Genomic DNA, 26,392 nt, shown 5'->3' on the forward strand with positions numbered 1-26,392 from the left:
CACCGGCTGCGCGTACCCCTGGACGAAGCGTCGGAGCCGAGAACACCGCCGGAAGGAAATGCCAGCATGAGCGCATCGCAGGACCACGAGGCCCGCATCGGACGCCGGACCGTCGTCACAGCGGCCGGCGCCGTGTCGGTGGCCGCCGTTCTGACCGCGTGCGGCGGTTCGAAGGAGGCGGCGGGTTCCGGTGTCGTCGAGCAGTCCGACGACGGCGGGGACGGCGGGGGTCCCGTCCTCGCGAAGACCGCCGACATCCCGGAGGGCGGCGGCAAGATCTTCGCGGAACAGGGGGTCGTGGTGACGCAGCCCGCGGCCGGTGAGTTCAAGGCGTTCTCGTCCAAGTGCACCCACGCGGGATGCGCGGTGTCGAGCGTCTCCGACGGGGCCATCAACTGCCCTTGTCACGGGAGCAAGTTCGACGTGGCGACGGGCGCCGTGAAAACCGGTCCGGCCACCACGCCGCTGCCCGCAGCCAAGATCACGGTCCAGGGCGATTCGATCAGCCTGGCGTCGTAGCGCCCCGCCCGCCCTGCCGTCTCCCGGACCGGGGGCTCAGCCAGCAGCCGAGCAGATCGTCGGTCGAGGTCACCGTGGCGACCAGGGCGAGGGTGTTGCGGATCATCGCGGGGGTGTAGTCGGCGGGCACCCCCGCGATGGCATCGGACGGCACCACCGCGGTGTACCCGAGGTTCACCGCGTCGAACACCGCGTTGGGAATGGCCACGTTCGCCGATACGCCGCTGACGACCAGGGTGCGGCAGCCCAGGTTACGGAGCAGGGCGTCCACGTCCGTACCCGCTATCGGCGAAAGCCCGTGCAGCCGGCGGACGACGAGGTCCTGGTCCGCCACCTCGATCGGCTCGGCGATCCGTACCGCCGTGCTGCCGGAGTGCTGCTGCACGGGAAGCCGCCCCGCGGCGCGGAAGAGACGGGCGTTGCTGTTGGCCCCGCGGCCGTCCGGCCGGCGTTCGGCCACCGCGTGCAGCACCTGGACGCCCGCCTCGTGGGCGGCCGAGACCAGCCGTGCGACATTGCGCAGGGCCCCGGAGGACCTGGCTGCCTCGGCCAGTTCGGGCAGCGCGCTGCCGGGGCCCACCACACCTTGCTGGCATTCCACCGTCAGCAGGACGGTGGTGGCGGGATCGGTCTGTTCGGCTAGCTGTTCCCTGGTCGGCACGTCTGCCCCTCTCGGTGACGGATCGGGCGCGCGAGGCTAACCTCCATTGCGTGATGAGGGAAGAGGCCTCATGATTCCTGACACCTAGTCAGCCAATCGGAGGAGGGTTCCCATGGCCGTCAGTCAGCGGCGGGGCCGCCGGATCATGATGACGGACGAGGAGCGCGACGCCTACCTCGCCGCACAGCGGACCTGCCGGGTCGCCACCGTCGGCGGGGACGGCCGCCCGCACGTCGGTGCGCTCTGGTTCTGCTGGGACGGGACCTCGTTGTGGCTCTACTCCATCACGCGGAGCCTGCGCTGGGCACAGCTGAGCCAGGACCCGAGGGTTTCCGTGGTCGTCGACGACGGGGTGGAGTACGGGGAGCTGCGCGGGGTCGAGCTCTCGGGCGAGGCCGTCTTCGTCGGCGAGGCGCCGCGGACAGGCGAGCCCTGTCCGGAACTCACGGCTCCCGAGCGGCTGTTCGCGGCGAAGTACTTCGGCATGGAGACGATGCCGCACGACGGCCGGCACGCCTGGATGCGGCTCACACCGGATGCCGTCACCTCCTGGGACTTCGGCAAACTGGCCGGCCCGGCCGGCACGTGAGCCCCGAGGGCTAGGCCTCCCCCAACGGATCGTCCAGCTCCCGCCCGGCCGCCCGGAGCGCGGCGACCGCCGCCCTGATCGACGGACGCCGGTCCGCGTCCGCCCGCCACACCGCGTGGACGTGCCGTCGCATCTTCTGCCGCACGGGAACCAGCCGCACCCCGTCGGGCACCGGCCCGCGCCCCAGCCGGGGTGCCACGCACACTCCCATTCCTGCTGCGATCAGGGCGAGTTGGGTGTGGTGCTCACCGGCGAGGTGCGCGATGCGTGGTTCGATCCCCTTGGAGCGGAGAGTGAACATCAGCCAGTCGTAACAGAACTCGCCCTCGGGCCACGACACCCAGTCGTCGTCGGCGAAGTCCTCCAGGTCGACCGCTTCGCGCTCCGCCAGCCGGTGACCGGCCGGCATGGCGATGTCCGGTGCGTCGTCGAGCAGTTGCGCGCGGGCGAGGCCGCCCGGAACCGGCAGCCGCTTGTTGCTCCAGTCCAGCACCACGGCGAGATCGATGTCGCCCCTGAGCACGGCACGGAGCCCGTCCTCGGGCTCCAGCTCCTGTGTGCGCACCCGCAGTTCCGGATGGCCGGCGCGCAGGGCGAGGAGCGTGGCCGGGAAGAGCCCGCGCGCCGCGGTGGGAAATGCGCCCAGCCGGATCTCGCCCACCACTTCGCCCCGCTGGGCCTCGATGTCGGACTGGGCGAGCTCGACCTGGGAGAGGATCCGGGCCGCGTGGTCGGCGAGCAGCCGCCCCGCGTCGGTGAGCCGGATCCCGCGGCCGTTCCTGGCCACGAGCTGCTGGCCGACTTCCCGCTCCAGCTTCGCCATCTGCTGGGAGACGGCGGACGTCGTGACGTGCAGCCCCTCGGCGGCACCGCTGACCGAACCGAGCCTGGCCAGGGCATCGAGGGTACGCAGACGCTCCAGGTTCAACATGTAAGCAATACTACGCGGACGCCCACACAAAGTCTCACTTGTGCTACGAGATAACTTTCGTCATCGTTGACCTCATGAGCGCACCGCCCGCCCCGGGAAGCCCGACCGCCGCGACCCCGGAAGCCGGGCAGACCGCACCGGCTTCCCCTCCCACCGGACCCGCCGGGCCCGGCGTCCGCCCCGCGCTGGACTGGCGACTGCGCTTCGCGGCACTCTCCCTCATCTGGGGCTTCAGCTTCCTCCTGATCAAGGTGGGAACCGACGGTTACGCGCCGTTCCAGGTCACGCTCGGCCGGCTCCTGTCGGGGACCGCCGTGCTGGCGGTGGCCATCGCGGTGAAGCGGGAGCGGCTGCCGCGCACCTCCCGCACCTGGGGCCACCTGGCCGTCGCCGCCTTCTTCCTCAACGCCCTGCCGTTCTCCCTGTTCGCCTATGCGGAACTGACCATCCCGTCGACCCTGGCCGGCATCTGCAACGCGACCTCACCCCTGTGGGGCATGGCGCTGTCCCTCGTCGCTCTCTCCGAGGACCGCCCGACCCGCCGCCGCGTCGCCGGTCTCGGTCTCGGCTTCCTCGGCGTACTGACCGTCCTGGGAGCGTGGCAGGGCTTCACCGGTCTCGACTTCAGCGGTACGGCGATGGCGCTCCTGGCCTCTCTCAGCTATCCCGTCGGCTGGATCTACGTCCGGCGGACCCTGGCGGGCAGCGACTCTTCCGCTCTCTCCCTCACCGGCAGCCAGCTCTTCCTCGGTACGGTGCAACTCGCTCTGGTCACACCGCTGTTCACCTCGTCACCGGACAGCTTTCCGCTGTGGCCCACCCTGGCCGTCGTCGCCCTCGGGGCGCTGGGCACGGGTCTCGCCGTGCTGCTCCAGTACGGCCTGGTCACCGAGGTCGGCCCGACGACCGCGCAGATGGTCACCTACTTCATCCCGGTGATCGCCACCGCTGCCGGAGTCGCCGTGCTCGGCGAGCAGTTGAGCTGGAACACCCCGGTCGGCGCCCTCGTCGTCCTGGCGGGCGCCGCGCTGACCCAGAGCAGACCCCGCGCCGCCGCAGCGCCGGCCCTGCCGCAACCCGCTCCACCGGGACCGCGACGCCGCGAGTCGTCGTAGGTCATCCGTAGCTCAGCGGCGCGGGGGGCCCAGCCGCTGCCGCGACGGCGTCCGCGAGCGGCCCGATGTCGGCGTCGGTGAGCGGCGAGACGGTGAGCCGGATCCCCTGGGGCGCGGACATCCGGAAGCGGGCTCCGGGCGCGACCGCCCAGCCCGCGTGCAGCAGCACCGCCACGGCCCCCGTCTCGTCACTCACGGGGACCCACACATTCATCCCGCTGCGTCCGTGCGCCTCTACGCCCCGGTCCGCCAAGGCCCGGACGAGCGCGTCCCGGCGGCGGGCGTACGACCGGGCCACCTCGCGGGTGTCGACCGCGCCCGTCGTCCACAGGTGCACCACCGCCCGTTGGAGCAGCCGGCTGACCCAACCCGGCCCGAGCCGCTGGCGGCCCGAGACCCGGTCGGCGGTGACCACGTCCCCGGTCAGCACGGCGACCCGCAGGTCCGGCCCGTACGCCTTGGCGACCGACCGCACGAACGCCCAGCGGTCCGTGGCACCGGCCAGGGGGTACAGCGGCAGGTCGACGATGGCGTGCCCGTGGTCGTCCTCGATCAGGAGCACGCCCCGGTATCCGGCGAGGACCGCCCGCAGCTCGGCCGCGCGGCCCGCACCGATCGCCGCCCCGGTCGGATTCTGCGCCCGGTCGGTGACGACGGCCGCACGCGCCCCCGCCCTGAGCGCCGCGTCCAGGGCGTCCGGCAGGGGCCCGTCGTCGTCGACCGCGACGGGGACCGGGCGCATACCCAGGGCCGGGACGAGATCCAGCAGGCCACCCCAGCCCGGGTCCTCGACCGCCACCGCGTCACCGGGTCTGAGGTGGGCGACCAGCACCCTTTCGATCGCGTCCAGCGAGCCCGAGGTGGCGATCACCGGACCGGCGGGAACGCCGTCCGCGTCGAACCCGGCGCGCGCCAGGGCGGCGAACTCCGGGTCGACGGGCTCCTGCGCATACATCCCCGGCGCCCCCGCGTACGCCTCGGTGACCGAGGCGAAGGCCTCCCCCAGCGCGGGCAGCAGCGCCGGATCGGGATTGCCCTCCCCCAGGTCCCGCACACCGGGCGGAGCGTCCACCCGCACCGACCCGCGCGCGGTGCTCGCGGGCCGCGGCCGCACCCTGCTGCCCCTGCGCCCGGCCGTCTCGATCACGCCCCGCTCCCGCAGGGTCCGGTAGGCGGCCGCCACCGTGTTGGGGTTCACCTCCAGCCGATTCGCCAACTCCCGCATGGGAGGCAGCACCTGCCCGGGCACCAGCTCACCCGAACCGACGGCCCGCTCCACGCTGGCGGCAATTTCCGATGCACGCCGCCCACTGATCCGATACTCTCCTAGCACAAAACACATTATGCACTAGTGCAATGGAGTACGCAATGCCGGAGACCGAACCCCAGCAGACCACGGCCCCGGACGCCGCAGCCGCCTACGCCCCGACCGGACGCACGGTCCCGACCCGCTCCCGCGACCGGGCCTCCTACGACCGGGAACAGGTCCACTCGATACTTGACGAGGCCTACGTATGCCACCTCGGCTTCGTCCGGGACGGCGCACCTGTCGTCCTTCCGACGCTCTTCGGCCGGGTCGGCGAGCGCCTCTACGTCCACGGCTCGACCGGCTCCCGCCCGCTGCGGACGGCGGGCGGGAGCGACGAGGGACTGGCCGTCTGTCTGACGGTGACCCATGTCGACGGGCTGGTGCTGGCCCGTTCCGCCTTCCACCACTCGCTCAACTACCGTTCCGTGGTCGTCCACGGAACGGCGCACACCGTGACCGACCCCGAGGAGCGGCGCCTCGCCCTCGACGCGATCGTGGAGCAGGCCGTGCCCGGGCGGTCCCAGGACTCCCGGCCCGCCGACGAGAAGGAACTGGCCGCCACCGCAGTGATCCGACTGGACCTGCGGGAGGTCTCCGCCAAGATCCGCACCGGCGGCCCGAACGACGACGAACGGGATCTCGCACTGCCGTACTGGTCCGGCGTCGTCCCCCTCACCCGCGGTCACGCCGAGCCGGTTCCGGCGGACGACCTCGATCCTGCGATCGCCGTCCCGGAGTACCTGAACGCACTCTGAACGGACCCGGGGCGGAGCCGCGCAGCGGCCCCGCCCCGCCCGGTCACGCCGGGACTGCCGCCTCCCGGCGGGCATGCGCCGCGCCTCGTGCCTCGGCGACGGCCAGCCCCACCACCGCCGTGAGCAGCAGCATCGTCCCGGCCACTGTGGCCGGTGTGAGCTGCTCATGGAGCACGCCGACGGCGATGACCGCCGCGCTCACCGGTTCGAGCAGCATGATCACCGACACCGTGGCGGCCCGCACCACCGCGGCGCCCGCGAAGTAGAGCGCGTAGGCGAGGGCGGTGGGGATCGCCGCGACGTACACGAGCAGGGTCACCACCAGGGCCACGTGCTCCGTCCGCGGGACGAGTCCCTCTCCTGCCGCCAGCGGCAGGAGCAGGACCGCGGCGATCGCGAAGGCCCAGGCACTGGTGGCGAGCGGGTCCGCGCCGTCTCCGTCCCGGCCGAGCCATCGGGTGAGCAGGGTGATGGCGGCATAGCCGGCCGCGGAGAGCAGGGCGAGCGCGACCCCGGCGGGCCGTACCGTGGCCGCATCGCCTCCGAGCACCAGTACCGCGAGACCGGTCAGCGCTCCGGCGACCGCGACGAGTCCGCCCAGCCCCAGGCGCTCCCCCAACGTCAGCCGGGCCCCGACGGCGATGAGGACCGGGCCCGCGCCGAGGGTGACCACGGTGCCGACCGCGAGCCCGGTGGTCTGTACGGCGGCGAAGTACGCGGTCTGGAAGACGGTCAGGCCGGCACCGGTGCCCACGACGCGCAGCAGCCGTCGGCACCCGGACTCGGCGACGGGGGCCGCCCGGCCGGGCCGCAGCGCGAGCGCGGCGAGCAGGAGCACGAGGCCGCCCGCACAGCGCCAGAACGACAGGGCGAGGGGACCGAGATCGCCGGCCTCGAAGAGCAGCGAGGCGGCGGCACCGGCCGTGCCCCAGGCCAGTCCGGCGACGATCAGATAGCAGAGGCTCCGCCCGACGGGCAGGCCGGAAGCAGGGTTCGACACGTGACTTCTCCAGAGGAAGACAGGAAAGTGGTCGCTCGGCTCCGCACGCGGGCAGCGACGAACCGCTCGGGGACTGCCCGAGCCCGGTCTTCGTCAGGTGTGGCTGCCCGCGCTAGACGGCAGGCGGCGGAAGCACGGTCAAACGCATGATCGTCACCCTAGAAGGCGCCGCGGCCCGCAGGCAACTCCCCCTCGGCCGCCACCCGCTCCCCGCCCGGACCTGACGCGACGGGCCCGGAGGGCGCCTTGGGCGTCGACGACTGCGCGATGAAGGCACCGGCCAGCACGAGCGCGCCACCGATGAGCTGCGGTGCCGCCAGATGCTCCCCGAGCAGCACCCACGCCAGCACGGTGGCGATGACGGCCTCCAGGCAGGCGACGACGCCCGCCACCGCCGGCGACAGCAGCCTCACCGAGATCACGCCGGTCACGTACGCGATGACGGTGGCGAGCAGCACGATCCAGACGAGGAGGAGCCAGGCGGGTACATCCGTGCCGTTCATGGCGGTGTCGCCGCCGAGCGCGGACCAGTCCATACCCCACGGCCGCGCCACGACGGTGAGCACGGCGGTCCCGATGAGCAGTCCGTAGGCGATGACGCCGACGGGATCCGGTGGCGATGCGCCGTCGGCCACGTCGGCACTCCCCTGATCGGACAGGACGAAGTAGCCGACCTGGCAGCAGGCCGCGCCGAGGGCGAGCAGCAGCCCGAAGGCGTCGAAGCTCAGACCGGACCACACCTCGACCACACAGGCCAGGCCTCCGACCGCGAGGGCGACTCCGACGGCGGCCGCCCGAGTCACCTGACGGCGCTGAACGAAGCGCACCCAGCCGAGGACCAGCGCCGGCGCCAGGTACTCGACGAGCAGCGCGACACCCACCGGGATACGGGAAATGGCGGCGAAGTAGCAGGCCTGGACGCCCGCGACGGCGAGGAGCCCGAATCCCAGCAGCAGTACGGGACGGCTGCGGACCAGCTCCCGGTGACGCCAGGCCACGGGCAGCATGACGAGCGCGGCGCCCGCCACCCGGAGCCACACGACGTGGAGCGGGTCGAGGCCCGCCTCGATGAGTGGCTTGGCCGCCACTCCGGAACCACCGAATGCGAAGGCCGAGGCGAGGGCGAGTCCCAGGCCGGCGCTTCTCCCCTGAGACGCGTGCATCGGCACATCATGACAGCCGGCGTCAGGAGCGTCACCCCTGTGACACCTGACGCGGGTAACACTCTGATGTCTTTGACGCCCCTGACAGGAACAGCGGGGGCGGCCCGCATCGTCTGCCCCGTGCCGCGGTCCCGCGATCCGGGCGCTCCGACTGCCGGCGTGGTGCCCGGACGAGGGCACAGGCACCATCGGTCTTCGCCGTCCGGAACGAGCCGGCCGGGTGCGGGCCGAGACGCCCGGCCCGAGGTATGCAGGTCCGGCGGTCATCCCTGGCCGGACGCCTCCGCGATCCGGTCCATGAGCAACGCCGCGTCGACGCCCGCCCGCTCCAGCACCTCGACGGCCCGGCTCTCGCGGTCCGCGGTCAGCGCCGCGAGCAGGTCGAGGCCGTCGGCCCGGTCCCGTCCGCACGACCCGGCCCGACGGGACGCACCTGCCATGGCGGATGCCGCGGAGGGCGACCACCCCTCGGCGTCCGCGTCCGTCAACTCCGAAGTCGCGCCCGAATCCTCCACCGCGCCCTGCCAGCGGAGCCCGTATCCGATGCTGCGCTGGACGAGATAGCCGAGCACCCTGGCCACCTGGGGGCCGCCGCCGAACGCCGTACGGACCGCAGGGTCCGACTCGACGAGCGAATGCAGCAGATGAGCCGTGTCGATCTGCCGGTCACCGTCACGCAGGGCACGCCGGCGCGCACTCGTCACCACGGCGGCCAGCTCGTCGTCGAGGCAGGCGTCGAACTCAGCACGGTGGTTCGGTGCGGGCTGCTGAGGGATCCGCGGGGTCCGGTTCTGCACACTTCCACCCCACCAGCCCTCATCGGCCGGAGCGTCCCCGGGGAGTCCCATTACCGCGTCCCACCCGAGGTGGGCACAGAGGAGCGGGGCCTCCTCCTTACGGATGAGATCGCGCCGTTCCGAGGCCGGGTTCACGTAAACCGCGCGCGCCGCCTTGCCTCGCGCTCCCGGAGCAACCGGAAGCCTCCCCGCACACGTCTCACAGGCCGGAGCACCATGACGGCGGCGGGAGGGGGTCCCGGAGGGTGAGCTGGCTCGTCTCGCTGTCGGCCCTCGACGGGCGCGACTACGTCTACCGGGTGCACGCGCCGTCGGACGCGCTGCGTGCGGATCTCTTCTGGGCAGCGTTCCACTGCCACGACGACGGACCGCATCCGCGCGCCTCCGATCGGTTCGACGCCGCCCTGATCTGGCGGACCGGAACCGATTCAGTAGATCTGACGCTTCATCAGTATTGAATGTTCTCTCCTGTGCGGCTACGTTCCGCGACACCGTAACCCGTCGAGAAGGGGTGGTCGCATGGCCGAAGTCAGTGCAGAGACGCGCATCGAAGCACCGGCCGGCAAGGTCTGGGCCCAGCTGACCGACTTCAGCACGTACGGGGAGTGGAACGCCACCCACACCAGCTTCCCCAAGGGGGGTCCGGCCACCCTCGAACTCGAGGGCACCTACGAGGAGAACATGAAGCTCATGGGGTTCCCCGCCGAGGTGACCTGGATGGTGTCGGAACTGGAGGACGGCCGACTGCTGACAACGACGGGGAAGGGTCCGATGGGCGTCAATCTGAAGATGAGCTACGTACTGACGCCCGACGGGGACGCCACCACGATCCGCATCGACGGCGAATTCACGGGCGCAGCGGTCTCCCTGATGGCCGGCAAGCTGAAGGACTCGGCCACCGCGGCCCTCATCGAGTCCCTGCGCAAGCTGGACGGACTGATCGTCGCCTGAACACCCGCACCACGGCTGCCGCGCACCGCGCACGAGCCGGCAACACGGGTCCTGACGGGCCGCCTCGGGCGGCAACGACCATGAGGCCGCACACGAGGGGGCGACGAGACGTCGCCCCCTCGCCGCCTTGGCGGAACCCTGCCCCGTCAAACCCCCCGGCCTCTTCGCTCAGCTCGTCGAGAGCAGGGAGCGGACCCACGACCGAAGACCTCGCCCGACGCCGGTTCCGGGCGTCGCCGACCGTCCGACTCAGCGCCGAACACCTCTCCTCACAGCGCGAGTTGAGGATGGATGCCGTTACAGCGGGCCCGGAAGAGCGCCCGGCGCCGGCCGCTCCGGCAGCAACCAGCCGGCCATCGCCCGCAGCTCGCCGTCCACGATCCCGGCCATCCACGGCCCACACGTGGCACCCAGCCCGCATCTCCGACAGCCTGCCACCACACACTCGAGCCACAGGCCTTGGCCCACGGTCCCGCCCGAGCTCCCGACTCCGAACGAGCACGCGTCCGCGCGGCTGCACGTTGCTCCGAATACCTCACCGCAGCTCCCGAGCCGTCGGGCAGCTCGACCACCGCGGCCGGACACCCCCAAGGAGCGCGACTTCGGCCGGGAGCGCCGCACGGTTCCTTCCGGGGCCCGCCGGGCTCGCGCGCCCGGCTGCCGGGGGGCATGGGGAGTACGGGCCGAGCCGCCTGCCGACCCAGCCGATCCTTACAGAGAGTGAAGACGACCCAATCATCACAGGCGGGATCCCCTTCAGAGCCCATACGGCGCCTCCACCACGAACCCCTTTCGGCTACTCAGGGTATTCGTCGGTGCTTCGAGGGTGTTGAACCACACTTCTTCGCCGACTCATGTCATCTCTTAGGCGATCGCCCGATCAGTATGACAATCATCCCGGCTCGAAGGAGTTCAGCATGCGCATTTCCGCTTCCACCCGTTCCCGCGGTGTCCGCGCGGGTGCCGCCGTCGCCGCAGCGGTGGCCGTCGCCGGTGCCGCCCTGGCCGGTGCCTCCACCGCCTACGCCGCGCCGGGCGACAGCGGTGACATCGACATCCGTCCGGGCGGCTGGAACTCCCATGGCGGCAACGGCGTCGAGGTGTGCAAGTTCGTCCTCTCCGCCAGCAACTTCGGTGACCTGAGGGCTGTTCCGTGGACGATCACCGTGCAGCCGCCGTCCACTCCCCCGGGCGACACGCTGCAGAGCACCCTTCCGCTCGTGAACGGCTCGGCGCGCAGTGAGGAGTACCTGCTCCCGGAGGGCACGTACCAGCTGGTGTGGCTCGCCGGGGCGGTCGCGAAGGACAAGACCTTCCTCGTCGACTGCTCCAAGCCCACCACCAACGGCAGCCGCGCGGACGGCGCCGCCCAGGGCGCGTCCGCCGCAGGTGCCGACACGGCGTACGAGCGTCCGTCCGGCGGGGTGCCCGCCGGCGGCGGCGGCGTACCGGACATGGAGAGCGTCGGCTCCGAGACCGACTCGAACATGGGGACCACCGCCGCGCTGGCGGCAGGAGCAGTCGGAGCAGCAGGGCTGATCATGGTCCGCCGAACCGCACGCCGCCGTGCCCGTCACGAGGCATAGGGCCCGCAGCAGAAGGCGGCGGGGGCCCAGTCGCGCGTGTCGTCTCACGATGACTCTGTGCGTGTTCTCCACGGTGGTGACCGGCATCGTCTCGATGTGCTCGGGTTCGTCCGACGACTCGTCGGTCACCACCACCGGCGACGCCGCGGGGGGCGGCGACCGCCCGGCCCCGCGGGCTTCGCACCCACCCCTGGTGCGCTCACGCCCGGTGAAGCTCTCCGTACCCGCCATCTTCATCGAGGCCCCGGTCACCGGCCTGGGGCTCGACAAGAAGGGGCACCTCGGTGCCCCGCCCCTGAGCAGGCCGAGGGTGGTGGGCTGGTACCAGAAGGGCCCTTCACCGGGCGAGGCGGGGACCTCGCTGATCGTCGGCCACCGCGACACCGAGACAGGGCCTGCGATCTTCCTCAACCTCAACGCGCTGCACCGGGGCGACACGGTGAAGGTGGCCCGGGCCGACCGGGTCACCGCGGTCTTCACCGTTGACGAGGTCAAGACCTACACGAAGGACAAGTTTCCGGACGACAAGGTCTACGGGACCACCAACCGTCCGGAGCTCAGGCTCATGACGTGCGGTGGGCGGTTCAGCAAGAAGGACGGCTACTCGGCCAACGTCGTCGTCTTCGCCCATCTGACGTCATTGAAGAAGCAGGCGGCCTGAGGACCGCCCTGACAAGGAAGTGGCCGGTACCTCGGGGGCGAGGTACCGGCCTTCCGTGTTGTTCCCCGGACGACGGGACGACGAGACGCGAGCCCGCGCCGGGCTCGGCGCCGCGGTGCGCCCGCGTGTCCCGATCAGGCTCCGTCGACAGGGTCCGCGGAATCCGTCGATGAGCGCCCTCGCCCATGTCTCCCGACACTGACCCGGCTCTCACCTCAGTGTTCGTCGGCAAGGATGAGGTAGAGCTTCTTCCGGGCGTCGTTGATCACCGTCAGCGCCTTCTCGCGCTGCTCGGCCGAACCGGTCTTCCAGACCTGGCCGAACGCCTCCATCATGCCGAAACCGGCCTGCCGGACCTCGTTGAGGCTCTCCCAGTCGACTCCGCGCCCGGCTTCCTCCCAGGGCGCGTCGGCCCCCGACTCCGCCTCGGTGCGACCGGCGTCGGTGAGCGTGAACAACTTCTTGCCGCCCTCGCTCGCACTGACGATCAGCCCTTCGTCCTCCAGCAGCTGAAGGGTCGGGTAGACCGAGCCCGGGCTGGGCCGCCAGGCCCCTCCGCTGCGCTCGCCGATCTCCTGGATCATTTCGTACCCGTGCATCGGCCGGTCCTTCAACAGGGCGAGGATCGACGCGCGTACGTCGCCGCGGCGCGCCCTGCCCCGGCCGCCACCGCGGCCGCGCCCTCCGCCGAAGGGTCCGCCACCGAACGGCGGGCCGAACTGGCCGAAGGCCGCACGGCGCCCCTCGAAATCGCCACGCTCGTGACCGGGGCCGCAGGGGCCGTGTCCGTGCTCATGTCCATGTGAACGCATGACCGTACTTCCTCTCGCATAGAACGTTGACGCATCGCTGTACTGTCGCGATGCGTCAACGATATATCGGAATCGATCGCCTGACAAACCCCTCGGTCCGGATTTCCGAGCCACCGACCCCGAATTGGCCTTGGCCTGCGGCTTCGCCCCGCCCCTACCGTCGGATCATGAGGATTCGTATCGTCGACGCGTTCACCGACCGCCCCTTCTCCGGCAACCCCGCAGGTGTGCTGCTCCTGGGCCCCGAGGGCTTCCCCGATGACATCCGCCTCCAGCAGATCGCCACCGAGCTGAACCTCTCCGAGACCGCGTTCGCCCACCCGCTGCCACCAGGAGGCCCGGCCGACTGGGCGCTGCGCTGGTTCACCCCTTCCACCGAGGTCGACATGTGCGGCCACGCCACCCTTGCCACCGCGCACGTGCTGCACACCACCTCGACCGCGAGCGGCACGGTGCGCTTCACCGCACGGTGCGGAATCCTCACCTCGACCACGGCCCGGGACGGCTCGATCACACTCGACTTCCCGACCGCCCCCCTGACCCCCGAAGCCGCGCCGGCCGGACTGGCCGCCGCCCTCGGCGCGGAGCCCGTATCCGTGCACGACACGGGCCCGCACATCGGCGACCTGCTCGTGGAACTGGCCGACGAGAGGGCGGTACGGGGGCTCTCACCGGACTTCGTGGCGCTGGCCGCCCATTCGCGGCGCGGCGTCATCGCGACTGCGGCCGCCGCCTCGCCGGACTGCGGCTACGACTTCGTCTCCCGCGGCTTCTTCCCCGCCGTGGGCATCGACGAGGATCCGGTGACGGGCAGCGCCCACACCGCCCTCGCACCGTTCTGGTCGGCCCGGCTCGGCCGCACCGAACTGACCGGCCTTCAGGCGTCCGCCCGGTCGGGACTGGTCCGCACCTCGCTGCGCGACGCCCGCACCCTGCTGACAGGCAGTGCGGTGACGGTCGTGGACGGCGAACTGCTCGTCGCCCTGTGACGAGGGCGTACAACAGGAGGGGGCGCGCGGCCGGCACCGCGCACCCCCTCTTGCCTTGTGTCCTCCTCCGGCCTCACGGGGTCGGCAGCCAGCCCACCTTCCCGGCGAGCAGCGCGTAACCGACGAACGCGCCGATGTCGAGCAGGGCATGAGCGGCGACCAGCGGCCCCACCCGCTGCCAACGGCGGTACAGCAGCACGAAGACGACGCCCATCACCATGTTGCCGATGAAGCCACCGATCCCCTGGTAGAGGTGGTACGAGCCACGCAGGACCGAACTGGCCACCAGCGCGGCCATCGGGCTCCACCCCAACTGCCCGAGGCGGCGCAGCAGATACCCGACGACGATCACTTCCTCCACCACGGAGTTCTGGACCGCCGACAGAATGAGGACGGGGAACTTCCACCACACGTCGGGCAGCGACTCGGGGACGACCGTGAGGTTGAAACCGGCGGCCCTGGCCACGAGGTAGAAGGCCAGACCCGCACTGCCGATGGCCGCCGCCACCAACGTCCCGCGCCCCAGGTCGGACCAAGGCCTGGTCCGGTCGAAGCCGATGACCCGCAGCCCGGTGCCCTCCCGGATCAGCAGATGCGCCACGAGGGCGACCGGAACCAGCGCCGTCGTGATTCCGAAGAGCTGCCAGGCCAGATCCAGCCATGGGCGCCCAGGCGCGTAGGAGCTGTTGAGAGTGGCCGCCTGATCCTTCAAACCCCCTGGTTTGGTCAGGGATCCGACAAAACTGATCAGGGCTGACAGGCCACTCGCACCCAGCGAGAGGGCCAGCACCAACACCGTCTCGGACCGCAGAATCCGTTGTGAGACGGCCTCTTGAGGAAAAGAATCAGCCACACGCCCCGCCTCCACCTGTACACCTGCCCTCAGTTGTGCATTCACGTCTCATGCCGCTCCCCGCCCCGCTAGGGTCTCGAATGCAGGTACGAAGATCATGCGCGACAGGCCGGGGGACGGGCACCATTGCCGATGGTGTGGTCCCCCTTTTCCTTGTTCATCCTCAAGGAGGGGCACCACCGACATGGGACGTCACAGCTTGCCGGACGACTACGCCGCGGACGGAAGCGGGGCCCGTCCACCGCGTCGCCGTCGCACCGTAGCCATCGCCACCATGCTCGTACTCGCCGTGGCCGCGGGAACGGCCGTCGCGGCACAGGGCGGCCTGTTGTCGTTCTCGGAGTCCTGCGAGGACACCGCCGTCCACCTGTCCATGATGACCTCACCGGACATCGCCCCCGCCGTGCGTGCCGTCGCCGACAAGGCGCGCAAGGACAATCTGAGATCTGACGGCCACTGCGTGGACGTGGACGTGGTGGCCCGGGACTCGTACAAGGTCGCGGACGCGCTCGCCCGTGGCACGCGTGCACCGGATTACCAGATGTGGCTCCCCGACTCCGATCTCTGGCTGAACCGGGCGAAGGGCCTGGGGGACGCCGTCCCGATCACCCCGGGCGATTCCGTCGCCTCCTCGCCCGTCACCCTCGCCATGGTGCCCGCCGCGGCCAAGAGCCTCGGCTGGCCCGAGAAGAAGTACTCCTGGGCCGAACTGACCGCTGCTGCCATGGAGTCGGACAAGGTGCGTCTGGGCTCGGCCGATCCCGCACGCAGCGCCACCGGCCTCCTGGCGCTCACGAGCATCGGGATCTCCTCCGACAAGCTGGGCGGGGACAGCGACACGAGGGCTGCGGCCACCGCCAAACTGCTGGCCCAGCGGATGTCGGACGGTGACACCCAGGTCGTCGAGACACTGCCCCAGGACAGCTCCGGCGCCGAACAGGGAAATCAGGCACGCAATCAGGCGGTGCTTCTCTCCGAACAGGCGGCGTTCGCCCACAACGCCGAGTCGACGGAGGGCGGCAAGCTCGACCTCTTCTACCCGAAGGACGGCGCTCCGCTCCTCAACTACCCGTTCACCCTGGTCAACGAGGAGGAGCAGACGACGGACGAGAGCCGCGCCGCACTGCGGTTCATGACCCTGCTGTCCGAGGACGCCGCCCAGCGCACGCTGCAGGATCACGGCTTCCGGACCGTCGACGGCACGGCGGACGAGGACCTGGTCGCCTCGGCCGGCGGCAAATCGCCCCAGCCGTACGCCACATCGCCGGGCGCCGCCCCCTCGGACGAGACGCTCCAGGAGACGCTCGGCATGTGGACGATCACCGTGCAGAGCGCACGGCTCACCACCGTCGTCGACGCCTCGGGGTCGATGGCCACGATCGTGCCGGGCCGCAACCAGTCCCGGATGGACGTCACCAAGGCGTCCCTGATCCAGGCTCTCAACCAGTTCACCCCGAACGACGAGATCGGCCTCTGGGAGTTCGCCACCACGCTCGACGGCGACAAGGACTACCGCAGGCTGGTGGAGACCGGCCGCCTCGGCGACCCGGCCAAGGGCGGCGGCACACACCGCGACAAGCTCGCCGCGGCGTTTGCCGCACTGAAGCCTGTGCCCGACGGGGCCACGGGTCTGTACGACACCGCGCTGGCCGCCTACAAGGAGGGGCAGCGCACGTATGTGAAGGGCAAGTTCAACGCCGTCGTGATCCTGACCGACGGCTCCAACCAGGACGACCGCTCCATCACGCGCTCCGCCCTGATAGCCGAGCTCAAGAGGATCACCGACCCGGAGCGGCCGGTTCCGCTGCTCGCCATCGCCGTCGGCCCCGACGCCGACCGCGAAGAGGTGAACGAGATAGCGAAGGTGACCGGTGGCGGCGGCTATCAGGTCAGCGACCCGGCGGAGATCCAGGCCGTGATCCTGCAGGCCGTCATGACCGCGGGACAGAGCGGTGGCGCAGCCGGGGAGTAGGGCCCCCGCCGTCGGACGTACGGCCGCACCGGCCGGAGCGGGCCCGCGGGCGGACGCCCGCGTCCATGGGCCCGGGCCACCCGGCGCCCCGGCGCGTCCGGACCCCGGCCGCGGCCCGGCCCGCTCTCACCGGGCGGGAAGGTCCACCGGCCAGGTGTGCACGGGCTCACCCGCCTGCATCAGTTCGGCGTACCGCCGGGTCATGGCGGCAAGCGCCTCGGCCCGCCCCAGCCCGGCCTCCCGCGCCCGGTGGTAGGTGTCGGCCTGCCAGGACGCCCCGTTCGTCCGCCGCTTGCACCGCTCCTCGATGATCCCCAGGTAGTGGTCCCGGTCCGCGGGCTCGATGTTCCAGGCATCGAGACCCGAGGCGGCCAGCGGCAGGAGTTCGTCCCGTACGAGCTTGACGGCGGGCACCCGGGTCAGCCCGCCGGAGCGGCCGGGCCGGGGCCAGAGCAGCTCGGCGTCGATGCCCCGGCGGCAGGCGGTCTCGAAGTTCTCGGCTGCGGCGGTGAACGGCATCCTGGTCCACACCGGGCGGGACTCCTCGGCGAGTGCTCGTACGAGTCCGTAGTAGAGCGCGGTGTTGGCGATCACATCGGCGACGGTGGGACCCGCGGGGAGCACCCGGTTCTCCACCCGCAGGTGCGGTACGCCGTCCGCCAGCCCGTACACCGGGCGGTTCCACCGGTACACCGTGCCGTTGTGCAGGACGAGTTCCTGCAGCCCGGGCACCCCTCCCTCGTCGAGGACCCGCAGGGGATCCTCCTCGTCGCAGATGGGCAGCAGCGGGGGGAAGTAGCGGAGGTTCTCCTCGAAGAGCTCGTAGGCCGAGTCGGCCCACCGCTCACCGAACCAGGTCCTCGGCCGCACCCCTTGGTTCTGGAGTTCGGGCGGCCTGGTGTCCGTGGCCTGCTGGAAGAGCGGCGGCCGCGACTCGCGCCACAGCTCCCGGCCGAACAGGAAGGGGGAGTTCGCTCCCAGGGCGACCTGCACCGCCGCGACCGCCTGGGCAGCGTTCCATACGTCGGCGAAGCGTTCCGGGGTCACTTGCAGGTGGAGCTGCACCGAGGTGCAGGCCGCTTCCGGGGTGATCGACCCGGAGGTGCAGACCAGTCGCTCGACACCTTCGATATCCAGGACGAAATCCTCTCCGCGCGCCGCCACCATTTGATCGTTCAGCAGCGCGTAGCGGTCCACATCGGAGAGGTTGGACCGGACCATGTCCTCCCGCCCGAGGGTGGGGAGTATTCCGATCATCATGATCCCGGCATCGAGCTCGGCTGCCTTCCGGTCGGCATATCCGAGACCGGTCCGCAACTCTTCGGCCAGTTGATCGAGAACACGGCCTGAAAGGTTGTGTGGAACTATGTTCACTTCGAGATTGAACATCCCCAGTTCCGTCTGGAAATCGCGGCTGGCGATACGATCCAGAACCTGTCCATTCAGCATCTTCGGCATACCGTCGGCACCGGCCAGATTCAGCTCGATCTCCATGCCCATGAGGTTGCGCGGCCGGTCGAACCTCCTCTCCGCCAGGAGTCTCCCCAGCCCCTCCAGGCACTGGTGGAGCTTCCTCCGGTACCTCTGCCGGTCGGACAGGTCAAAGGCGCCCGCAACGACCTTCTCCCCCATCGAAGCATCCCTCCTCGAGTGGGCAGCCCGCGGCCCAGGCCGCTCGCATCACGATCGATAATGCCCAGGCGGGGAGATCCATAACGTCCCGCGCACGCCGCACACCCGCTAATCTGATGGCTGAGGCCCGGGGCACATTCACTCGGCATGACGCAGCGCGCAGATTTTCCTGCCGGCACACGGGGAATGCACCGGCACGTTTCAGCCTACCGCTGTGCGGGAAAAACCCGAGGCGGTGGCTGCGCCGCTCGCGTCGAATCAGCATAATCTCCGCATAATTAGGTCCGGATACCGCCTTGCCGGCAATAGCCGTGGCGGCTAGTGGAAACACCGCGTGAACACGTGTCGTATAAACTCCGCGGACGAGGCAGAGAGTTGACGCACCGGCCCAGTCACCGGCCTCCTCTGGCCCCGCACGCCGACAGCGCCGTCTGCACCCGCCCACGCTCCACCGTGTCTCCGAAGTGAGAGGCGACCCACTATGCCGTTGCATGTACCCCCGGCTCCCGCGCCCGCTCTGCGCAGCGTTCTCGCGGCGCTCGGCTCACCGACCGCGGTCCGCGAGGCCCGCACCCCCGCTCTGCGGTCCGTCCAGGGACCGCTGAGCCCCGAGCACCCGCTCCCCGTCCACGTACTGGACCGAATCGGCCGGGGCGCACTCGGCCCCACGACCCGGCTCGTCGGATGGCGCTTCCTGATCCGCAGTACCGAGCGGGCCGTCGCCGCGGCGGAGACGATGCTCACCCCGGACGGCTGGGCCTTCTCGCACTTCTTCGAGGGCCCGTACATCGCCTCGACCGAACTGGCCCTTCGCCAGGCGGAGGCCGCGGCAACGCCCTACCAGCCGAGGCTGCTGTCCATTCCCGAGCTCTACATGCTGGCGCTGTGGCTGCACGGGGACGTCGGGGCCGACGCGTCCGGCGGGTCCCCCGCCCCGGCCGATCTGCTGGTACCGCTGGCTCCCGCCCCACCGGGTATCGCGGCACACCGTCCGCACCGGGTCGCTGATCTGCTCCCCGTGATCACCACCCGAATCACACCCGGCCCCGGCCCCCTGCTCGGTTCGCCCGCCTGAGCCCGGCTCCCCCGCTTGATGGCACTGTGCCCGCCCCCGGATGCGGGGGCGGGCACAGTGCCATCAAGCGGGGGGCGCTTGTGCCCATCCGGACTAGCCCCATCCGGCCACCCCGAACCACCCGAAGTGACAGTGCAGTTGTGTTGAACCGTCCGGGCGGGTGATGCGTCATGAGAGGAGAAGAAGCTCTGCTGCGAAATCCCTGCGGATTGACGTGCGTGGGGCAACACTGGGACCGGACCGATCGATACGGGGGCGGCCATGAACACCTCTTCAAGCCGCAGGACACTCAACTCAACGCAGCGAAAGAACCCAGCCATGTGTCAGCACCAGCCAGCCTGCCCGACAGCCGACTCAGCCGACCGGGAAGCCGCCCGCCTGGTGGCGCACCACCCGGAACAGGGCTGGAGCCTGCTGTGCAACGGCGTCCTGCTCTTCGAGGACACCGGTGAGCTGCTTCCGGACGGGCAGATCATCGCCCCGCACCGGCCGCTGGGAACGGGCCGGGTGGTGAAGGCGGCCTGAACGGTCGTAGGAAAAAAGGGGCCGGCCCGGAGAGTTCTCCGCACCGGCCCCCACGCGTGTCCGCGTCACGCCCTGTGATTCGGCGTCAGTTGTCGTACTCCTCCAGCGGCGGGCAGGAGCAGACGAGGTTGCGGTCACCGAACGCACCGTCGATCCTGCGCACCGGCGGCCAGTACTTGTCGGCGGCCGAGACCCCGGCCGGGAAGACGGCGACCTCGCGACTGTAGCCGTGCTCCCATTCGCCGCCCAGTGCGGCTGCCGTGTGCGGGGCGTTGCCCAGCGGGTTGTCGTCGGCGCTCCACTCGCCCGATGCCACCTTCTCGATCTCGCCGCGAATGGCGATCATCGTGTCGCAGAACCGGTCCAGCTCCGCGAGGTCCTCGCTCTCGGTCGGTTCGATCATGAGCGTCCCCGCCACGGGGAACGACATGGTCGGCGAGTGGAAGCCGTAGTCGATGAGCCGCTTGGCGACGTCGTCGATGCTGACGCCGGTCGCCCTGGAGATGGGCCGCAGGTCCACGATGCACTCGTGCGCGACCAGTCCCGCCGGGCCGTTGTACAGGATCGGGTAGTGCGGCTCCAGCCGCTTGGCGATGTAGTTGGCCGCGAGTACGGCGACCTGCGTCGCACGCTTGAGGCCCTCGCCGCCCATCAGGCGTACGTAGGCCCAGGAGATCGGAAGAATTCCGGCCGAGCCCCACGGGGCGGCCGAGATCGGTCCGACACCGCTCTCCGGCCCGGCGGCGGGCTGCAGCGGGTGGTTCGGGAGGTACGGCGCCAGGTGCGCCCGCACACCGACGGGACCCACGCCGGGACCGCCGCCCCCGTGCGGGATGCAGAAGGTCTTGTGCAGGTTCAGGTGCGAGACGTCGCCGCCGAAGTGGCCCGGCTTGGCCAGACCGACCAGCGCGTTGAGGTTGGCCCCGTCGACGTACACCTGACCGCCGGCATCGTGCACCTCGGCGCAGATGTCGGCGACGTGCTCCTCGAACACACCGTGGGTGGACGGGTAAGTGATCATGAGAACGGCGAGTTCTTCGCGGTGCTTCTCGATCTTGGCGCGGAGGTCCTCGATGTCGACCTCGCCGTCGTCGGCGGTCTTCACCACGACGACCTTCATGCCGGCCATCACGGCGCTGGCGGCGTTGGTTCCGTGGGCGGAGGACGGAATCAGACAGACGGTCCGGCCCTCGTCACCGTTGGCGCGGTGGTACGCGCGCACGGCCAGCAGTCCCGCGAACTCGCCCTGCGATCCGGCATTCGGCTGGATGGAGACCGCGTCGTAGCCGGTGACCTCCGCGAGGCGCTCCTCCAGCTCACGGATGAGGGTCAGGAAACCCTCGGCCTGTTCGGCCGGCGCGAACGGGTGCAGTGCGCCGAACTCGGGCCAGGTGATCGACTCCATCTCGGCCGTCGCGTTGAGCTTCATGGTGCAGGAGCCGAGCGGGATCATGCCACGGTCCAGCGCGTAGTCACGGTCCGCGAGCTTGCGCAGGTAGCGCAGCATCGCGGTCTCGGAGCGGTACTGGTGGAAGACGGGGTGGGTCAGGATCGCGTCGGTGCGCAGCAGCCCCTCGGGCAGTGCGTCGGCAGTCGTGGCGTCCAGGGCCTCGACGTCGCCCTCGGCGCCGAAGGCGGCCCAGACGGCCGCGATCTGGGCGCGGGTCGTGGTCTCGTCGCACGCGAGCGAGACCAGGTCGCCGTCGACGAGGCGCAGGTTGACGCCACGCTCGCGGGCGTCGGCGACGACCGCGGCAGCCCTGCCCGGCACCCGGACCGTGAGGGTGTCGAAGAAGGCACCGGTCACCACGTCGACACCGGCGGCCCGCAGGCCGCCGGCCAGGATCGCCGCGTAGCGGTGGGTGCGCCGCGCGATCGTCCGCAGACCGTCCGGGCCGTGGTAGACGGCGTACATGCCCGCCATCACGGCGAGCAGCACCTGAGCGGTGCAGATGTTGCTGGTGGCCTTCTCGCGGCGGATGTGCTGCTCACGGGTCTGCAGGGCCAGGCGGTACGCCTTGTTGCCGTCCGCGTCCACGGAGACACCGACGAGGCGGCCCGGGAGGCTGCGGGCGAACTTCTCGCGTACGGCCATGAAGCCGGCGTGCGGCCCGCCGAAGCCCATCGGCACCCCGAAGCGCTGCGTGGTCCCGACGGCGATGTCCGCGCCGAGGTCGCCGGGGGACGTGAGCAGGGTGAGGGCGAGCAGATCGGCGGCCACGGTGACGATCGCGCCGAGCTCGTGGGCCTGCGCGATGACGGGCTCGATGTCCCGTACGGCTCCGGAGGCGCCCGGGTACTGCAGCAGCACGCCGAAGACGCCGCGCTCGGCGATCCGGGCCGGGATGCCGTCGGTGAGGTCGGCGACGACTACCTCGACCCCGGTCGGCTCGGCACGGGTCTCGATGACGGCCACCGTCTGCGGCAGGGTCTCCGCGTCGACCAGGAACACGCCCTGCTTGACCTTGCCGACCCGCCGGGCCAGCGCCATGGCCTCGGCGGCGGCCGTGCCCTCGTCGAGCAGCGAGGCGCCGGAGGTGGGCAGCCCGGTGAGCTCGGCCACCATCGTCTGGAAGTTGAGGAGGGCCTCGAGACGGCCCTGGGAGATCTCGGGCTGGTAAGGCGTGTAGGCCGTGTACCAGGCGGGGTTCTCCATCACGTTGCGGAGGATCACCGGTGGGGTGAACGTGCCGTAGTAGCCGAGCCCGATCATCGGGGCCAGGACCTGGTTGCGGTCGGCGAGCAGGCGCAGCTCCGCAAGGACCTCGGCCTCGGTCCGGGCGGCCGGGAGCCGCAGGGCCTCGGCACTCTTGATCACATCGGGCACCGCGGCGGCGGTGAGCTCGTCGAGCGAGCCGTAACCGACCTGGGCGAGCATCTTCGCCTGAGCCTCGGCATCGGGACCGATGTGGCGCTGCTCGAACGGGATGCCCTGTTCGAGCTGGGAGAGCGAAGTGCGGCGGGGGGTCATGATGGAGGCCTCCTGGTCTGTCACGACCTGCGAGGGGCACCACGGCGCGGGGTGCCCGAACGGCCTCCCCCTCTGTCATCTCAACCTGAGAGCTTCACCGGTGCCCGCGGGGCGCACCGGCTTTCACCGTCGGTGAGGGAGAGCTCCGGCCCGGCCGTGGCCGTGCGGAACCCGCCCTGCTTTCCAGAGTGACCTCGTCCGTGCGGTACGGGGGCCTGAGAGATTCCGGGGAGGATTTGCTCCTTCGGCGCCTTCCGGATTGTCTCCGGAGGACTCTCCCGCACGGGGTCAGCAGCCATTGCCAGCGTACCAGCGGGGTATGCGAGGGAGATCTCGAGTGGCCGACACCACGGATCTGCACTTCTGTAGTGCCTGTGGAGTAGCCGTGACCCGTGGGAGGGACCGTGCAGACCGACATCGATCCGCGCAGCCTGATCGGCCGCAAGGCGTTCGACCGCAAGGGCACCAAGATCGGAACCGTGGACGAGGTGTACCTCGACGACGCGACCGGTGTGCCCGAATGGGCGGCCGTGCGCACCGGACTGTTCAGCCGGGACGCATTCGTCCCGCTGGAGCCCAGCGAATTCGTCGCGGACACGCTGCGCGTCCCCTTCGACCGCGCCCTGATCAAGGACGCACCCGACTTCGGGGTAGGACGCCATCTCTCGCCGGAACAGGAGCTTCAGCTCTACCGGCACTACGGTCTGGACTCGGTGCCGGGCGAGAGCGCCCCGGACCGCGATTTCGGCAGGCTGGCGGGCCAGGACGAGTAGTCCACCGGGTTCCGCACGAGCGGCAGCGGATCGGCCGGCTGCAGTTCCGGATCGTCGATCCGGAACGTGCGGACCCGGCCGGGTTCCGATTCCGGTTCCTCGAAGCGCACCGTCACCCGCCCGACACCGCTCCCCTGCACCCAGCCGTGCCCATAGGTGTCATGGCGTACGTCGTGACCGGCCGGCCAGCGCCGCGCGGCAAGCTGCTCCGCAGTCTCCTGTGCGGGTTCCCCGTCCTGCGGTCCTGCCTCGTCCGCCACGGGGTGCGCGCCCGGCTCGACGGCCTCCGGGAGCTCGGCGCCCAGCCGCTCCCCCGCTGCCTGGGCGAACAGATCCTCCTGGGTGAAGTCGGCGAGCCCGGTGACGCCGACACCGAGCAGGCGCACCCCCCCGGTCGTGTCCACGGCCTCCAGGAGCCGCGCAGCCGCCTCTCTGACGACCCTGGGGTCGTCCGTGGGCCCACGGAGCGTCTCGGAGCGGGTGAGGGTCGAGAAGTCGTAGCGCCGCACTTTGAGGACGACCGTGCGTCCTGACCGCCCGGCGGCCCTCAGCCGGTGGACGCAGCGGTCGGCCAGCCGCTCCACCTCGGTGCGCACCCGGACCCGGTCGTGGAGGTCCGTGTCGAAGGTGTCCTCGACCGAGACCGACTTGGCGTCGCGCTCGGCGACCACCGGCCGGTCGTCGTAGCCGGACGCCATGCGGTGCAGGGAACTGCCGTGCGCCTTGCCCAGCAGCCGTACGAGCTCCGCCTCACCCGCTTCCGCGAGGTCACTGATCGTGGTCATACCGGCGCGGCGCAGATGGTCCGCGGTGGCCGGGCCGACGCCGGGCAGCGTGCGTACCGGCATGGGCGCGAGCAGCGCGCGCTCCGTGCCCGGCTCTATCAGCAGGATCCCGTTGGGCTTGGCCTCCTCGGAGGCGATCTTCGCCAGCATCTTGGAGCCCGCGAGCCCCACGGAGCCACTGAGCCCCGTGACCGCCTCGATCGCCTCGCGCAGCTGCTCGCCGATCTCCATGGCCGAGGCGGTGTCGTCCGCTGTCCCGCCCGCTTCCAGGTCGACGAAGGCCTCGTCGAGGCTGAGCGGCTCCACAAGGGGTGAGAGGCGGCCCAGCAGCTCCATGACCTGGTCGCTCACGGTCCGGTAGAGCGTGAAGCGCGGCACCAGGTAGGCCGCGTTCGGAGCCAGCCTCCTGGCCTGTGCCATCGGCATCGCCGAGTGCACCCCGAATCGCCGCGCCTCGTAGGAGGCGGTCGCGACGACACCCCGGGGGCCGAGGCCGCCCACCACGACGGGCTTCCCGCGCAGGCTCGGTTTCGCCGCCTGCTCCGCTGACGCGTAGAAGGCATCCATGTCCAGATGCAGGATGGTGGGCGCGGCTCTCACATCAATCGATGGTGCCCTACGGCACTGACAGTCGCCCCGTGACAGCGACCGGGCCCCGGCTCCCCGAGGCGCGGCCGCGCTCCCACTCGGTCAGCCCGCCCGGTTGCGACGCCGGGCGAGCTCATCGGCGGGGTTGTTCCCGATCAGTGTCTCGCCGGTGTCCACACGCTCCCCGTGCAACTGCGACAGCGCGGCGTCCACGTCCCGCCACACCACCCCGACGGCGATGCCGAAGACCCCCTGGCCCCCTTGGAGCAGCTCGACGACCTCAGCGGGCGAGGAGCATTCGTACACGGTGGCTCCGTCACTCATCAGCGTCATGCGCTCGAGATCCTGGAAGCCGCGTGCCCGAAGGTGGTGCACCGTCGTGCGGATGTTCTGAAGGGCGACCCCGGTATCGAGGAACCGCTTCACGATCTTCAGCAGGACGACGTCCCGGAAGCTGTAGAGCCGCTGCGTACCGGACCCGTAGGCCGGACGCACGCTCGGTTCCACCAGGCCCGTGCGGGCCCAGTAGTCCAGTTGCCGGTAGGTGATCCCCGCCGCCGCGCATGCCGTCGGCCCGCGGTAGCCGATCTCGTCGGCCGATTTCACGCCGTCCCCCGCCACTGCATCCGGCGCAACCGGTTGCCTGATGGTGTGGCCGGCTGTACTCCCCTGCTGCGGATACGGCCCACCCGCTGCCGTACCGTCGCCGCTGCTTCTCACGCCGACCTCCGTCCTTGACCTGCCCACTCGAAGGTAGGCAGTCACCCGGGGTGCGTCAACGATCGCCACACTCGGCACGCCGAGTGATAATCACCCTGAGGGTGGTTTCCCGTGACTGACAAACGGGAAAGGCTTGTCGGATGCGCTGGCGGGGCCCCCTTGGGACGTCACTGACTGTTCGTACCGAAGTCCTCCGGCGAGATCTGGTCGAGGAATTCGCGGAACTTCTCCACCTCGTCCTCCTGCTCGTCGGGAATCGCGATTCCCGCGTCGTCGAGCACCCCGTCACTGCCGTAGATCGGCGTGCCGGTGCGCAGGGCGAGCGCTATGGCATCGGAAGGCCGCGCGCTCACCTCGACTCCACTGGCGAAGACCAGCTCCGCGTAGAAGACCCCTTCTCGCAGATCCGTGATCCGGACCTCGGTGAGCTCCTGGCCGACGGCCTCGAGCACATCCTTGAAGAGATCATGGGTCAGCGGCCTGGCCGGAGCCATGCCCTGCTGAGCGAAGGCGATCGCAGTCGCCTCACCAGGACCGATCCAAATGGGGAGGTACCGGTCGCCTCCCACTTCACGCAGGAGCACGATCGGTTGGTTGGAGGGCATTTCCACCCGGACACCCACAACGTCGAGCTCGTTCACACAGCAACCCTAGGACGTG

Annotated in this window: 26 protein-coding genes and 1 riboswitch; of the genes, 13 read left to right on the plus strand and 13 right to left on the minus strand. The window is 70.7% G+C overall.

Annotation, left to right across the window (positions count from 1 at the left end):
• Nucleotides 1-66 precede the first annotated feature (66 nt).
• The gene (locus tag ABZ434_RS13015; RefSeq protein WP_359134864.1) at nt 67-519 is read left to right on the plus strand and encodes a Rieske (2Fe-2S) protein; all 453 of its coding nucleotides are present in this window, start codon (nt 67-69) and stop codon (nt 517-519) included.
• Here ABZ434_RS13015 and ABZ434_RS13020 read toward each other — a convergent pair.
• Nucleotides 503-1,180: a cysteine hydrolase gene (locus ABZ434_RS13020; protein ID WP_359134866.1), complete on the minus strand. Its 678-nt coding sequence runs from the start codon at nt 1,178-1,180 to the stop codon at nt 503-505. The two genes, ABZ434_RS13015 and ABZ434_RS13020, sit on opposite strands and share 17 nt — an antisense overlap.
• Before the next feature lie 112 nt (nt 1,181-1,292).
• Here ABZ434_RS13020 and ABZ434_RS13025 point away from each other — a divergent pair, with 112 nt between their 5' ends.
• Nucleotides 1,293-1,769: a pyridoxamine 5'-phosphate oxidase family protein gene (locus ABZ434_RS13025; protein ID WP_359134868.1), complete on the plus strand. Its 477-nt coding sequence runs from the start codon at nt 1,293-1,295 to the stop codon at nt 1,767-1,769.
• Between the two features lie 10 nt (nt 1,770-1,779).
• Here the strand turns inward: ABZ434_RS13025 and ABZ434_RS13030 are convergent, their stop codons facing one another.
• Nucleotides 1,780-2,700: a LysR family transcriptional regulator gene (locus tag ABZ434_RS13030; protein WP_359134870.1), complete on the minus strand. Its 921-nt coding sequence runs from the start codon at nt 2,698-2,700 to the stop codon at nt 1,780-1,782.
• 38 nt (nt 2,701-2,738) lie between these two features.
• On the opposite strand from ABZ434_RS13030, the gene ABZ434_RS13035 reads away from it, so the two are divergent.
• Nucleotides 2,739-3,815: a DMT family transporter gene (locus ABZ434_RS13035; RefSeq protein ID WP_359134872.1), complete on the plus strand. Its 1,077-nt coding sequence runs from the start codon at nt 2,739-2,741 to the stop codon at nt 3,813-3,815.
• Nucleotide 3,816: 1 nt separating this feature from the next.
• Here ABZ434_RS13035 and ABZ434_RS13040 read toward each other — a convergent pair whose 3' ends face one another.
• Nucleotides 3,817-5,148, minus strand: coding sequence for an aminotransferase class I/II-fold pyridoxal phosphate-dependent enzyme (locus tag ABZ434_RS13040; RefSeq protein ID WP_359134874.1), 1,332 nt, complete (start codon nt 5,146-5,148; stop codon nt 3,817-3,819).
• Between the two features lie 35 nt (nt 5,149-5,183).
• Here ABZ434_RS13040 and ABZ434_RS13045 point away from each other — a divergent pair, with 35 nt between their 5' ends.
• Nucleotides 5,184-5,879, plus strand: a complete 696-nt coding sequence (locus ABZ434_RS13045) for a pyridoxamine 5'-phosphate oxidase family protein (protein WP_359134876.1) — start codon at nt 5,184-5,186, stop codon at nt 5,877-5,879.
• 43 nt (nt 5,880-5,922) lie between these two features.
• On the opposite strand, the gene ABZ434_RS13050 is transcribed toward ABZ434_RS13045, so the two are convergent.
• From ABZ434_RS13050 to ABZ434_RS13060, 3 genes are all read right to left on the minus strand, one after another.
• Nucleotides 5,923-6,879 (minus strand): EamA family transporter, encoded by a 957-nt coding sequence (locus ABZ434_RS13050; RefSeq protein WP_359134878.1) that lies wholly within the window; start codon nt 6,877-6,879, stop codon nt 5,923-5,925.
• Between the two features lie 158 nt (nt 6,880-7,037).
• The gene (locus ABZ434_RS13055) at nt 7,038-8,042 is read right to left on the minus strand and encodes an EamA family transporter (protein ID WP_359134880.1); all 1,005 of its coding nucleotides are present in this window, start codon (nt 8,040-8,042) and stop codon (nt 7,038-7,040) included.
• A 263-nt stretch (nt 8,043-8,305) separates the two neighbouring features.
• Nucleotides 8,306-8,839, minus strand: a complete 534-nt coding sequence (locus ABZ434_RS13060; RefSeq protein WP_359134882.1) for a Clp protease N-terminal domain-containing protein — start codon at nt 8,837-8,839, stop codon at nt 8,306-8,308.
• A gap of 245 nt (nt 8,840-9,084) precedes the next feature.
• On the opposite strand from ABZ434_RS13060, the gene ABZ434_RS13065 reads away from it, so the two are divergent.
• From ABZ434_RS13065 to ABZ434_RS13080, 4 genes are all read left to right on the plus strand, one after another.
• Nucleotides 9,085-9,297: a hypothetical protein gene (locus ABZ434_RS13065; RefSeq protein ID WP_359134884.1), complete on the plus strand. Its 213-nt coding sequence runs from the start codon at nt 9,085-9,087 to the stop codon at nt 9,295-9,297.
• Between the two features lie 61 nt (nt 9,298-9,358).
• Complete coding sequence (locus tag ABZ434_RS13070; protein ID WP_359134886.1) at nt 9,359-9,790, plus strand: SRPBCC family protein; 432 nt, start codon at nt 9,359-9,361, stop codon at nt 9,788-9,790.
• A gap of 917 nt (nt 9,791-10,707) precedes the next feature.
• Nucleotides 10,708-11,376, plus strand: a complete 669-nt coding sequence (locus tag ABZ434_RS13075) for a hypothetical protein (protein WP_359134888.1) — start codon at nt 10,708-10,710, stop codon at nt 11,374-11,376.
• 49 nt (nt 11,377-11,425) lie between these two features.
• A complete protein-coding gene (locus ABZ434_RS13080) occupies nt 11,426-12,037 on the plus strand; it encodes a class F sortase (protein ID WP_359134890.1) in 612 nt (203 codons plus the stop codon).
• 215 nt (nt 12,038-12,252) lie between these two features.
• Here ABZ434_RS13080 and ABZ434_RS13085 read toward each other — a convergent pair whose 3' ends face one another.
• Nucleotides 12,253-12,849, minus strand: coding sequence for a PadR family transcriptional regulator (locus ABZ434_RS13085; protein WP_359134892.1), 597 nt, complete (start codon nt 12,847-12,849; stop codon nt 12,253-12,255).
• Nucleotides 12,850-13,016: 167 nt separating this feature from the next.
• Here ABZ434_RS13085 and ABZ434_RS13090 point away from each other — a divergent pair, with 167 nt between their 5' ends.
• On the plus strand, nt 13,017-13,838 hold the full coding sequence (locus ABZ434_RS13090) for a PhzF family phenazine biosynthesis isomerase (RefSeq protein ID WP_359134893.1): 822 nt from the start codon (nt 13,017-13,019) through the stop codon (nt 13,836-13,838).
• Between the two features lie 73 nt (nt 13,839-13,911).
• Here ABZ434_RS13090 and ABZ434_RS13095 read toward each other — a convergent pair whose 3' ends face one another.
• A complete protein-coding gene (locus ABZ434_RS13095) occupies nt 13,912-14,691 on the minus strand; it encodes a CPBP family intramembrane glutamic endopeptidase (protein WP_359134895.1) in 780 nt (259 codons plus the stop codon).
• Nucleotides 14,692-14,875: 184 nt separating this feature from the next.
• On the opposite strand from ABZ434_RS13095, the gene ABZ434_RS13100 reads away from it, so the two are divergent.
• Nucleotides 14,876-16,663: a substrate-binding and VWA domain-containing protein gene (locus ABZ434_RS13100; RefSeq protein WP_359134897.1), complete on the plus strand. Its 1,788-nt coding sequence runs from the start codon at nt 14,876-14,878 to the stop codon at nt 16,661-16,663.
• Nucleotides 16,664-16,789: 126 nt separating this feature from the next.
• Here ABZ434_RS13100 and ABZ434_RS13105 read toward each other — a convergent pair whose 3' ends face one another.
• On the minus strand, nt 16,790-18,295 hold the full coding sequence (locus ABZ434_RS13105) for a glutamate-cysteine ligase family protein (RefSeq protein WP_359134899.1): 1,506 nt from the start codon (nt 18,293-18,295) through the stop codon (nt 16,790-16,792).
• A gap of 481 nt (nt 18,296-18,776) precedes the next feature.
• Between ABZ434_RS13105 and ABZ434_RS13110 the strand changes: the two genes are divergently transcribed.
• Both ABZ434_RS13110 and ABZ434_RS13115 read left to right on the plus strand, forming a co-directional pair.
• The gene (locus ABZ434_RS13110; RefSeq protein ID WP_359134901.1) at nt 18,777-19,370 is read left to right on the plus strand and encodes a hypothetical protein; all 594 of its coding nucleotides are present in this window, start codon (nt 18,777-18,779) and stop codon (nt 19,368-19,370) included.
• 318 nt (nt 19,371-19,688) lie between these two features.
• Nucleotides 19,689-19,895 (plus strand): DUF5999 family protein, encoded by a 207-nt coding sequence (locus ABZ434_RS13115; RefSeq protein ID WP_148015119.1) that lies wholly within the window; start codon nt 19,689-19,691, stop codon nt 19,893-19,895.
• Between the two features lie 85 nt (nt 19,896-19,980).
• On the opposite strand, the gene gcvP is transcribed toward ABZ434_RS13115, so the two are convergent.
• Nucleotides 19,981-22,866 carry an aminomethyl-transferring glycine dehydrogenase gene (gene gcvP / locus ABZ434_RS13120; RefSeq protein WP_359134904.1) on the minus strand — a complete coding sequence of 962 codons (2,886 nt, stop codon included), beginning with the start codon at nt 22,864-22,866 and terminating at the stop codon, nt 19,981-19,983.
• A gap of 193 nt (nt 22,867-23,059) precedes the next feature.
• A riboswitch (glycine riboswitch) is annotated at nt 23,060-23,157 on the minus strand.
• A 113-nt stretch (nt 23,158-23,270) separates the two neighbouring features.
• Here gcvP and ABZ434_RS13125 point away from each other — a divergent pair.
• A complete protein-coding gene (locus tag ABZ434_RS13125; protein WP_359134906.1) occupies nt 23,271-23,639 on the plus strand; it encodes a PRC-barrel domain-containing protein in 369 nt (122 codons plus the stop codon).
• Here the strand turns inward: ABZ434_RS13125 and ABZ434_RS13130 are convergent.
• The 3 genes from ABZ434_RS13130 to ABZ434_RS13140 form a co-directional block, all read right to left on the minus strand.
• Complete coding sequence (locus ABZ434_RS13130; RefSeq protein WP_359134908.1) at nt 23,564-25,024, minus strand: DNA polymerase IV; 1,461 nt, start codon at nt 25,022-25,024, stop codon at nt 23,564-23,566. The two genes, ABZ434_RS13125 and ABZ434_RS13130, sit on opposite strands and share 76 nt — an antisense overlap.
• Nucleotides 25,025-25,114: 90 nt before the next feature.
• The gene (locus tag ABZ434_RS13135; RefSeq protein ID WP_359134910.1) at nt 25,115-25,732 is read right to left on the minus strand and encodes a MerR family transcriptional regulator; all 618 of its coding nucleotides are present in this window, start codon (nt 25,730-25,732) and stop codon (nt 25,115-25,117) included.
• Nucleotides 25,733-25,899: 167 nt separating this feature from the next.
• On the minus strand, nt 25,900-26,373 hold the full coding sequence (locus ABZ434_RS13140) for a bifunctional nuclease family protein (protein WP_006123076.1): 474 nt from the start codon (nt 26,371-26,373) through the stop codon (nt 25,900-25,902).
• Between the last annotated feature and the right edge of the window lie 19 nt (nt 26,374-26,392).

It is taken from the genome of Streptomyces sp. NPDC005761 (genome assembly GCF_040630635.1).
GTDB lineage: Bacteria > Actinomycetota > Actinomycetes > Streptomycetales > Streptomycetaceae > Streptomyces.